Raw genomic sequence first — 10,046 nt, 5'->3', positions numbered from 1 at the left:
GCCGTTGTGCCGTCTCAGTGGTTGCGCATTATAGGGAGTTCTTGACGGCTGACAAGCGTTTATTACAAATAAATGAACGACAGCCGTATTTTTCAACAAAGCGTCCGTTTTTACTTCACATTGCCTGATAAAGCGGCAAATTCATGGGCAAAACGCGTCACCTGCTCCCAGTCGGTATACTCCACTTCTTTACTGGCATCCGTTTCGCCGCCGGTCATCCGCATAATCAGCTGAATCATAAAGCGGTCGAAGAAGCCGTAACGCGGATAGCGCAGCGCGCCCGCGAACACGGCGCAGCAGTCTGGCTGCCACGGCGAGTTCAGTAGGAACTTACGCGTGTAGGCGTTTGTCTGCGGCGTACGCTTCTCCGGCTTGCGCGCGGTAAGGTTAACCGAGAAGAATCCCGAAGGCCTTTTGGTAAGCTCGTTCAGATGCTGCTTAACAAACTTGTCGACCTTAGGATGGAAGTGGCCATAGCGAATAGAAGCGCCGATAAGTACCCTGTCGTACCTGGCCCATTCGATGTTATCCGCCTGAAGGATATTGATCGTATCGCATTCCTGATGCGCTTTGAGCTGGTTAGCTATATAAGCCGCGATTTCACGAGTCTGCCCGTCACGGCTGGAATAAAGAATAAGTGCTTTCATAAGATCCAACTTTTGTTATTCGCGCCAGAAGGTTGGCGTAAACAGAACCAACAGCGTGAAGACTTCAAGACGACCAAACAGCATTGTCAGAATCAAAATCCATTTCGCCGTATCATTCATAGTAGTGAAGTTATCCGCTACTACCCCTAAGCCCGGCCCCAGATTGTTCAGCGTTGCGGCGACGGCGGCAAAGGCTGAAAAATCGTCCACGCCCGTGGCGATAATGGCCAGCATGCTCAGCAGGAACACCAGCGCGTAGGCGGAGAAGAATCCCCATACCGCTTCCAGTATTCTTTCCGGCAGCGCCCGCTGCCCCAGCTTAATAGTGTAAACGGCATTGGGATGCACCAGCCGCTTCAGTTCGCGCGACCCTTGTTTGAACAGCAGCAGGATGCGGATCACCTTCAGGCCGCCGCCGGTCGATCCCGCACAGCCGCCGATAAAAGCAGAGCAAAGCAGCAGTACCGGTAAGAAGAGCGGCCAACGGGCGATGCTGTCGGTAGTGAAGCCTGCCGTCGTCGCCATGGAAACCACCTGGAAAAAAGCCTGGTTCAGCGTCTGCAGCCCGCTTTGATAGACATTGTGCGCCCAAAGCACCAGCGTGCAGATGATAACCAGCGTGAACTGCACCCCGATAAACATACGGAATTCCGGGTCGCGCCAGTAAACACGCAGATTACGTCCGCTGAGCAGCGTGAAGTGCAGGCCGTAGTTACAGCCGGAAATCAGCAGGAAAATGGCAATAATGCTGTTAATGGTTGGGCTGTGAAAATAGCCGATACTGGCGTCATGTGTGGAAAAGCCGCCGATAGCTATAGTAGAAAAGCTGTGGCCGATGGCGTCAAACAGCGGCATCCCGGCCAGCCAGAGCGCCAGTGCGCAAATGACGGTTAACAGCACGTAGATCAGCCAGAGCGTTTTTGCCGTTTCGGCAATTCTGGGCCGCATCTTGTTATCTTTCAGCGGGCCTGGCATCTCCGCACGGTAAAGCTGCATCCCGCCGACGCCCAGTATAGGCAGGATAGCCACTGCCAGCACGATGATCCCCATCCCGCCCAGCCATTGCAGCATTTGCCGGTAGAACAGAATGGCTTTGGGCAGGGAATCCAGCCCCACCAGCGTCGTGGCGCCCGTGGTGGTCAGGCCGGAGAAAGATTCAAAGAACGCGTCGGTTAACGACAGGTTAGGATGTTCGGCAAAGATAAAGGGCATCGCCCCGACGCTGCCCAGCACCGTCCAGAACAGCACGACGATCAAAAAGCCTTCTCGCGGCTTCAGCTCGCTTTTCTGCTTGCGGTTCGGCCACCACAGCAGCGAGCCGATCAGTAACGCCATAAAGAAGGTTTGCGTAAAGGCTCGTCCGGCGCCGTCACGGTAGATTAGCGCCACCAGGCCCGGCACGATCATGGTGCCCGAAAACAAAATGACCAGTAAACCCACGATGCGGGTGATGGCACGAAAATGCATGTAGCCTTTCCTTTCCTGACAAGGTGTTAGTCGGTCGGGGCCAGATGGAGCGCCCCTCTGCTGAAATCGGTGAGATTGCGCGTGAAGCCTGCGACCTGCGCATGGGGCAGCGCCAGCGTCAGCGAGATGCGCTGTAAAAACTCGCTGTGCAGCAGCTGACCGTTAAAACGGGCGACCATCCTTTCTATTTCCGCCAGCTGCGCATAGTCGCAAACCAGCGTAAAGGTCAGCATGGGCACCTTCCGCGCACGAGGCAGCAATTTTAATGCCTGCTGCACGCCGCCGCCGTAAGCCTTAACCAGCCCGCCGGTGCCCAGCTGTATGCCGCCGTAATAGCGCACCACTACCGCCGTTATCTCGCCCACGCCGCTGCCCATCAGCTGGGCCAGCATCGGTTTGCCCGCCGTGCCGGAAGGCTCGCCGTCATCCGAGAAACCCAGCTGCTGCGAATCGTCAGGCGCGCCCGCTACCCAGGCCCAGCAGTGATGCCGGGCGGCAGGATGCTCGCCTTTCACCTGCTGCACAAAAGCGCGCGCCGCCTCCACGCCTTCGGTATGCGCCAGCAGCGTGATAAAGCGGCTTTTTTTTATTTCCTCGCTGAAGCTGAAGGTTTCAGCGGGGATCTCCCAGGCGTCCATTAATCCAGCTTCAGATCCCGGGTCATGTTTTCCACGCCCTGTTCATGGATCACCACGTTATCTTCGATTCGGATCCCGCCATAAGGCTTCAGTGCCTCAATGCGCGCCCAGTCGAAGTGCTGGCTGAACTTGCCTTCGCGCCATGGCGCGAGCAGCGACTCGATAAAGTAGATGCCGGGTTCAATCGTCAGTACCATGCGCGGTTCAAGGATGCGCGTGCAGCGTAAAAAGGGATACTGCTGCGGCGCGGCCAGATGGGTGCCGCTGTCATCCTGCATAAAACCGGCGACGTCATGCACCTGTAGGCCAAGCGGATGACCCACGCCGTGCGGCATAAACGGCCCGGTAAGGTTTTCCGCCACCATCGCCTCTTCGCTCAGCCCTTTGACCAGCTGATGTTTCAGCAGCAGTTTCGCCAGCCGCTGATGCATCTGCTGATGGTAGTCGGTATAGCGCACGCCCGCCTTCAGCGTGGCAATCAGCGCCAGCTCTTCTTCATTCATATCCTGAATAAGCGTCGCATAGTCGCTGGCGGGATCGTAAGCGTAGCTGCGCGTCAGATCCGCTGCATAACCGTTATATTCCGTGCCTGCATCCAGCAGAAAGCTGCGCGGCTGTTCCGGCGGCAATTGATCAAGCTTAGTGTAGTGCAGCACGGCGGCATGTTCGTTCAGCGCGACGATATTGCCGTAAGGCACGTCGATATCGCGATGGCCGGTAGCGCTGAGGTAAGCAATATTAATATCGAACTCGCTCATGCCGGAAAGAAAGGCTTCCTTCGCTGCGCGATGACCGATCACCGCCGTCTTTTGCGCTTCGCGCAGGCAGTAAAGTTCGTAATCGGTTTTATAAGAGCGATGATAATGCAGAAAGTCGATCACCCCTTTTGGGTTGATCGCGGCGGCGTTGATGCCAAGCTGGGCGGCACGCTGCGGCACCGGGCCGATATAGGCAACGTTTTCACGGTTTGTCGGCAACAGCTGGCCGATTTCATCCGCTTTTTTCAGCGCCGTAATCTCCATGCCGTCCGTCCAGAAGCTTTGCGGCAGCGGCTCGACGTTGTGCCAGTAATCCACCGGCGAATAAAACCAGAGCTTCGGCTTGTTCACGCCGTCGACCCACAGCCAGCAGTTGGGCACGGTGGTCACCGGCAGCCAGGCTTTAAACTGCGGGTTTACTTTGAAAGGGTAGTCGTGGTCATCCAGAAAAACCGTCAGCAGTTCGCCGGAATGGATCAGCATGGCATCCAGCTTAAAGCGGGCCAGCACCTGCTGCGCGCGCGCCTGTAGCGTCTTCAGATGCTCATGATAAAGGGCGCTCAACGAGTCCATCACTTTACCTCCGTTAATCACGTAATCAGGCGCATCTTAGCACGGCGAGATCGTTTTGCCGCGCCTGTGATCTTGTTTGCAAATAAGCAAACTCTCGTTTGCAAATAATTAACATCAACTCCACACTCTCGATCATCTGGTATGACCAGATCCCTTTAGCGCGGCAGCAGGAGAGAAGAATGCTTTACCAAGGCGACACCCTGACCCTGAACTGGCTGGAAAATGGTATTGCTGAACTGGTTTTTGATGCGCCCGGTTCAGTTAACAAACTGGATACGCAAACCGTCGCCAGCCTGGGCGAGGCGATAGCCGTGCTGGAGCGGCAGCCGGATCTGCAGGCGGTTCTGCTCAGTTCGCGCAAACCGGCGTTTATCGTCGGCGCGGATATTACCGAATTTTTATCGCTGTTCGCCGCCCCGGAGGAACAGCTGACGCAGTGGCTGCATTACGCCAACGCTATCTTTAATCGGCTTGAGGATCTGCCGGTGCCGACCTTGTCGGCCGTACAGGGCTATGCGCTGGGCGGCGGCTGTGAATGTATCCTGGCAACGGACTTCCGTATCGCCACGCCGGACGCGCGTATTGGCCTGCCGGAAACGAAGCTGGGGATCATGCCCGGCTTTGGCGGCTCGGTGCGCCTGCCGCGTCTGCTGGGCGCCGACAGCGCGCTGGAAATTATCGCCGCCGGAAAAGATGTCGATGCGCAAAAAGCGCTGGCGCTGGGCCTGGTGGATGCCGTTGTGGCGGCTGATAAGCTGCGCGATGCGGGCATCGCCATCCTGCGCGAGGCCATTAGCGGCAAACAGCCGTGGCGCGAACGTCGCGAGCCGAAGCTGCAACCGCTGAAGCTCAGTAAAATTGAGGCGATGATGAGCTTCACTACTGCCAAAGGCGTGGTGCTGCAAACCGCGGGCAAACACTACCCTGCTCCGCTGACGGCGGTAAAAACGATTGAGGCCGCTGCTGCGCTGGGCCGTGATGAAGCTTTGCTGCTGGAAACGCAGGCTTTTGTCCCGCTGGCCCGTTCCGACGAGGCGCGTGCGCTGGTCGGCCTGTTCCTTAACGATCGCGCGCTGAAGGCGAAAGCGAAAAAGCTGGCGCAGAATAGCGCGCTACCGAAGCAGGCTGCCGTATTGGGCGCGGGCATTATGGGCGGCGGCATCGCTTATCAGGCGGCCAGCAAAGGCGTACCGGTATTAATGAAGGATATCAATCCGGCCTCGCTGGAACTCGGTATGACCGAAGCGGCCGGGCTGCTGAATAAGCAGCTGACGCGAGGGAAAATTGACGCGATGCAGCTGGCGGGCATCATCGGCGCTATCCATCCAACCCTGAGCTATGAAGGATTTGAACGTGCCGATATGGTCGTCGAGGCCGTGGTGGAAAACCCGCGCGTTAAGGCGGCGGTGCTGGCGGAGACGGAACAGCATCTTCATCAGGATGCCGTTCTGGCTTCCAATACCTCGACTATTCCCATCAGCCAGCTTGCTGATGCGCTGCAGCGCCCGGAAAACTTCTGCGGAATGCACTTTTTTAATCCGGTGCACCGCATGCCGCTGGTTGAAGTGATCCGGGGTGCAAAAACCTCGGACGCCACGCTGGCGAAAGTGGTGGCCTGGGCCGACCAAATGGGCAAGACGCCCATCGTGGTGAACGACTGTCCCGGTTTTTTCGTCAACCGCGTGCTGTTCCCCTATTTTGCCGGCTTCAGCCTGCTGCTGCGCGACGGTGCGGATTATCGTCAGATAGATAAAGTCATGGAAAAGCATTTCGGCTGGCCGATGGGGCCTGCCTGGCTGCTGGACGTGGTTGGCATTGATACCGCGCATCACGCGCAGAGCGTAATGGCTGACGGTTTCCCGAACCGTATGAAAAAGGATTACCGTGATGCCATCGACGTGCTGTTCGAGGCGAAACGGTTCGGACAAAAAAATCAGGCCGGGTTTTATCGCTGGGAGAAGGACAGCAAAGGCAAACAGAAGAAAATTGTCGATCCCGAAGTCGATAAACTGCTGCAAAGCGTCAGCCAGCCGCAGCGCGTTTTCAGCGATGAAGAAATTGTGGCCCGAATGATGATCCCGATGGTTAACGAAGTGGTGCTCTGCCTGGAAGAAAACATTATCGCCACGCCGGCCGAAGCGGATATGGCGCTGGTTTACGGGCTGGGCTTCCCGCCGTTTCGCGGCGGCGTTTTCCGCTATCTGGATACGCAGGGCAGCGCCCGCTTTGCCAGCCAGGCGGCCTTCTTTGCCGCGCTCGGCCCGCTTTATCAGCTGCCGGCCAGCCTGCAGGAAAAAGCGCAGCATAAAACACAGTGGTATCCGCAGGTTCAACCGGCCGATGACGTCCTGAAAACGGCGTAAGGAAAGAGAAATGGAAAAAGTCGTAATTGTTGATGCCATCCGCACGCCGATGGGCCGCTCCAAAGGCGGCGCTTTTCGCCATGTCCGGGCGGAAGATCTCTCGGCGCATCTGATGCGCTCGCTGCTGAGCCGCAACCCGGCGCTGGCGGCGGCAAGCCTGGATGATATTTACTGGGGCTGCGTGCAGCAAACGCTGGAGCAGGGTTTTAACATCGCCCGTAATGCCGCCCTGCTGGCGGAAATCCCGCATCGGGTGCCCGCTACCACCGTCAACCGCCTTTGCGGCTCCTCGATGCAGGCGATGCACGATGCCGCGCGCGCCATCATGGTTGGCGACGCCAGCGCCTGCCTGGTGGGCGGCGTGGAGCATATGGGCCACGTGCCGATGAGCCACGGCGTTGATTTTCATCCCGGCCTGGGCAAAACCGTGGCGAAAGCCGCCGGGATGATGGGCCTGACGGCGGAAATGCTGGCGCGTATGCACCAGATCGGTCGGGAAAGGCAGGATGAATTTGCCGCCCGCTCGCACCAGCGCGCCTGGGCCGCCACGCAGGCGGGCCACTTTGCTGCGGAGATCGTCGCGACCAGCGGCCATGACGGCGACGGCGTGCTCAAGCGCTATGATTTTGATGAAGTGATCCGTCCCGATACCACCACAGCGGGTCTGGCCGCGCTGAAGCCCGCCTTCGATCCGGTTAACGGCACGGTAACGGCGGGCAGCTCCTCGGCGCTCTCCGACGGCGCGGCGGCGATGCTGCTGATGAGCGAATCACGCGCTCGTGAGCTGGGCCTGAAAGCGCGGGCGCGGATCCGCTCGATGGCGGTTGTCGGCTGCGATCCGTCGATTATGGGCTTTGGCCCGGTGCCCGCCTCCCGGCTGGCGCTGAAGAAAGCAGGACTGAACGTCAGCGATATCGATCTGTTTGAGATGAACGAAGCGTTCGCCGCGCAGGTGCTGCCGTGTATTAAGGAGCTGGGATTGATGGAGGAGCTGGATAACAAAATCAATCTGAACGGCGGCGCTATCGCGCTGGGTCATCCGCTGGGCTGTTCCGGCGCGCGGATCGCCACGACGTTGTTGAACCTGATGGAGCGACGCGACGCACAGTTTGGTCTGGCGACCATGTGTATCGGTTTGGGACAGGGCATCGCTACCGTACTGGAAAGGGTTTGATGCAGCCGCCCGTGACGGGCGGCTTTTTTACGCAATCGTTCCGGCTCAGATAAAGGCGAAGGCGTCGCCAAACATCTGTTCCGCTTTCGCCTCGCGCTCGGCACAGAAGCGTTCGCGCGCGATTTTCGCCATTTCAAAACGGCCCGCGATATAGATCTCGTACTCGGCCAGGCTGCGGTGGTCGTTCATAACCGCCGTCAGCACGGTGCCGCTACGCCCTTCCCAGCCCGGCTCAGGCTGTTCCACCACCGGGATCACCTTCAGGTGCGGGTGCTTCACCGCCAGCGCTTCCAGTTCGTCCATATCGTAGAGGTGCTTCAGTTCACGGCCGCCCCAGTAAATTTCGATATGACGCTCCGGCCGCTGCGCCAGCGCGGTCAGCAGGATCGAACGGGCGTAGGAGAAGCCCGTGCCGCCCGCAATCAGGATCAGCGGACGGTCGCTCTCTTCACGCAGCCACGCGTCGCCGTGCGGAATATCCACGGTAATGCTGCGCTGCTCCTGGATCCGTTCCATCACCGCCATCGCGTAGAGATTGAGTTCCGAAGCGCCAATATGCAGCTCAATAATCTCTTTTTCCATCGGCGTGGAAGCCAGCGAGAACGGGCGTTTGTCGCGCTCGTCCATCACTACCATCAGATACTGACCGGCCCGGAAGCTGAAATCAGCTTCCGGCACCATACGGACTCGGTAAACGGTATCGGTTATCGCCTCTACCGAGATCACTTTACAGCTTAACGTTGTCATGCGTTCCCTCTGTCGGGTCGATTATTTGCCGGGCGCGTTTTTGCGCGTGGGCGACTCACTGAAGATGCCTAACTCGTCCCATATGGCATCAATGCGCGCGGTGACGGCGGGATCTTTGCGAATAGGGCGGCCCCATTCGCGCTGGGTTTCTCCGGGCCACTTGTTGGTGGCGTCCAGGCCCATTTTCGAGCCTAACCCGGAAACCGGCGAAGCGAAATCCAGATAGTCGATAGGCGTGTTCTCTACCAGCACCGTATCCCTGGCCGGATCCATCCGGGTCGTAATAGCCCAGATAACGTCGTTCCAGTCGCGCGCGTTCACATCGTCGTCACATACGATAACAAACTTAGTGTACATAAACTGGCGCAAAAATGACCAAACGCCCATCATCACCCGCTTGGCATGGCCTGCGTACTGCTTTTTCATCGTAACGATCGCCAGACGATAGGAACAACCTTCCGGCGGCAGATAAAAATCGACGATTTCCGGGAACTGCTTTTGCAGGATCGGCACGAAGACTTCATTCAGCGCCACGCCAAGCACGGCTGGCTCATCCGGCGGACGCCCGGTATAGGTGGAATGATAGATGGCGTCGCGGCGCTGCGTAATGTGCGTTACGGTAAACACCGGGAAGTTATCGACTTCATTATAGTAGCCGGTATGGTCGCCATACGGCCCTTCCGGCGCCACTTCGCCCGCCTCGATATAGCCTTCCAGCACGATTTCCGCGCTGGCCGGCACTTCCAGATCGTTGGAGACGCACTTCACGACTTCGGTTTTGGTGCCGCGCAGCAGTCCCGCAAAAGCATATTCAGAAAGCGTATCGGGAACCGGCGTGACCGCGCCCAAAATGGTGGCGGGATCGGCGCCCAGCGCGACGGAGACCGGGAAGCGCTCGCCGGGATGCTGCTGCGTCCACTCCTGGAAATCCAGCGCGCCGCCGCGATGCGACAGCCAGCGCATAATGAGTTTGTTCTTACCAATAACCTGCTGGCGATAGATGCCCAGGTTCTGCCGCTCTTTGTGCGGGCCGCGCGTAACCGTCAGGCCCCAGGTGATCAGCGGCGCGGCATCTTCCGGCCAGCACTTCATCACCGGAATGCGGCTCAGATCGACTTCATCGCCCTGCCAGATTTGCTGCTGGCACGGCGCGTCGCGCAGGCGCTTCGTCGGCATATTCAGCACCTGCTTCCACTGCGGCATTTTGTCGAAAAAGTCGCGAAAACCGCGCGGCGGTTCCGGCTCTTTCAAAAAGGCGAGCAGGCGGCCCACTTCACGCAGCGCCTTCACGTCTTCCTGGCCCATGCCCAGCGCAACGCGATCCGGCGTGCCGAAAAGGTTGCACAGCACCGGCATATTATAGCCTTTGGGGTTTTCAAACAGCAGCGCCGGCCCGCCAGCTCGCAGGGTGCGATCGGCAATTTCGGTCATTTCAAGATCGGGATCGATCTCTTGCTTAATGCGTTTTAATTCCCCGCGCTGCTCCAGCAGGGAAAGGAAGTCGCGTAGGTCGTGGTATTTCATGACTTCTCATCAATACGGTCAGTGAATCGGCCATTATAGGGAGGATTAAGCTCTCGTGCTTAGTTTTTCGCGGCAGGAGGTCGGCGCGCTCACGCTGCGACCGCCAAAAATTTTTTCTTCCGGCATCCCGACTCATCAACCGATCCGCTGATAAC

Annotated in this window: 8 protein-coding genes; 2 read left to right on the top strand and 6 right to left on the bottom strand. The window is 58.2% G+C overall.

The genetic code is table 11. From position 1 onward, the window contains the following. Positions 1–110: 110 nt before the first annotated feature. Genes hemG through pepQ form a run of 4 tightly spaced genes read right to left on the bottom strand, consistent with a single transcriptional unit; the run spans position 111 to position 4,083 of the window. The gene (gene hemG, locus QCD69_RS18560; protein ID WP_253457320.1) at positions 111–647 is read right to left on the bottom strand and encodes a menaquinone-dependent protoporphyrinogen IX dehydrogenase; all 537 of its coding nucleotides are present in this window, start codon (positions 645–647) and stop codon (positions 111–113) included. Between the two features lie 15 nt (positions 648–662). Further along, the gene (gene trkH / locus QCD69_RS18555) at positions 663–2,114 is read right to left on the bottom strand and encodes a Trk system potassium transporter TrkH (protein WP_125290673.1); all 1,452 of its coding nucleotides are present in this window, start codon (positions 2,112–2,114) and stop codon (positions 663–665) included. 26 nt (positions 2,115–2,140) lie between these two features. Beyond that, the gene (locus tag QCD69_RS18550) at positions 2,141–2,752 is read right to left on the bottom strand and encodes an IMPACT family protein (RefSeq protein ID WP_301253063.1); all 612 of its coding nucleotides are present in this window, start codon (positions 2,750–2,752) and stop codon (positions 2,141–2,143) included. After that, on the bottom strand, positions 2,752–4,083 hold the full coding sequence (gene pepQ / locus QCD69_RS18545; protein WP_301253065.1) for a Xaa-Pro dipeptidase: 1,332 nt from the start codon (positions 4,081–4,083) through the stop codon (positions 2,752–2,754). Before pepQ ends, QCD69_RS18550 begins: the two co-directional genes overlap by 1 nt. Before the next feature lie 179 nt (positions 4,084–4,262). On the opposite strand from pepQ, the gene fadB reads away from it, so the two are divergent. Together fadB and fadA are read left to right on the top strand one after the other, a co-directional pair. Beyond that, positions 4,263–6,446 (top strand): fatty acid oxidation complex subunit alpha FadB, encoded by a 2,184-nt coding sequence (gene fadB / locus QCD69_RS18540; RefSeq protein WP_301253061.1) that lies wholly within the window; start codon positions 4,263–4,265, stop codon positions 6,444–6,446. Positions 6,447–6,456: 10 nt separating this feature from the next. Then, positions 6,457–7,620, top strand: a complete 1,164-nt coding sequence (gene fadA, locus QCD69_RS18535; protein ID WP_301253060.1) for an acetyl-CoA C-acyltransferase FadA — start codon at positions 6,457–6,459, stop codon at positions 7,618–7,620. 45 nt (positions 7,621–7,665) lie between these two features. Here the strand turns inward: fadA and fre are convergent, their stop codons facing one another. After that, positions 7,666–8,367 carry an NAD(P)H-flavin reductase gene (gene fre, locus QCD69_RS18530; RefSeq protein ID WP_301253058.1) on the bottom strand — a complete coding sequence of 234 codons (702 nt, stop codon included), beginning with the start codon at positions 8,365–8,367 and terminating at the stop codon, positions 7,666–7,668. A 21-nt stretch (positions 8,368–8,388) separates the two neighbouring features. Beyond that, positions 8,389–9,891, bottom strand: a complete 1,503-nt coding sequence (ubiD, locus tag QCD69_RS18525) for a 4-hydroxy-3-polyprenylbenzoate decarboxylase (protein WP_253457306.1) — start codon at positions 9,889–9,891, stop codon at positions 8,389–8,391. Between the last annotated feature and the right edge of the window lie 155 nt (positions 9,892–10,046).

The sequence above is a fragment of the Erwinia sp. PsM31 genome (genome assembly GCF_030433775.1).
Lineage (GTDB): Bacteria > Pseudomonadota > Gammaproteobacteria > Enterobacterales > Enterobacteriaceae > Erwinia > Erwinia aeris.
The sequence above is the reverse complement of the archived record's forward strand: the minus strand, read 5'-3'. Positions and strand labels throughout refer to the sequence as shown.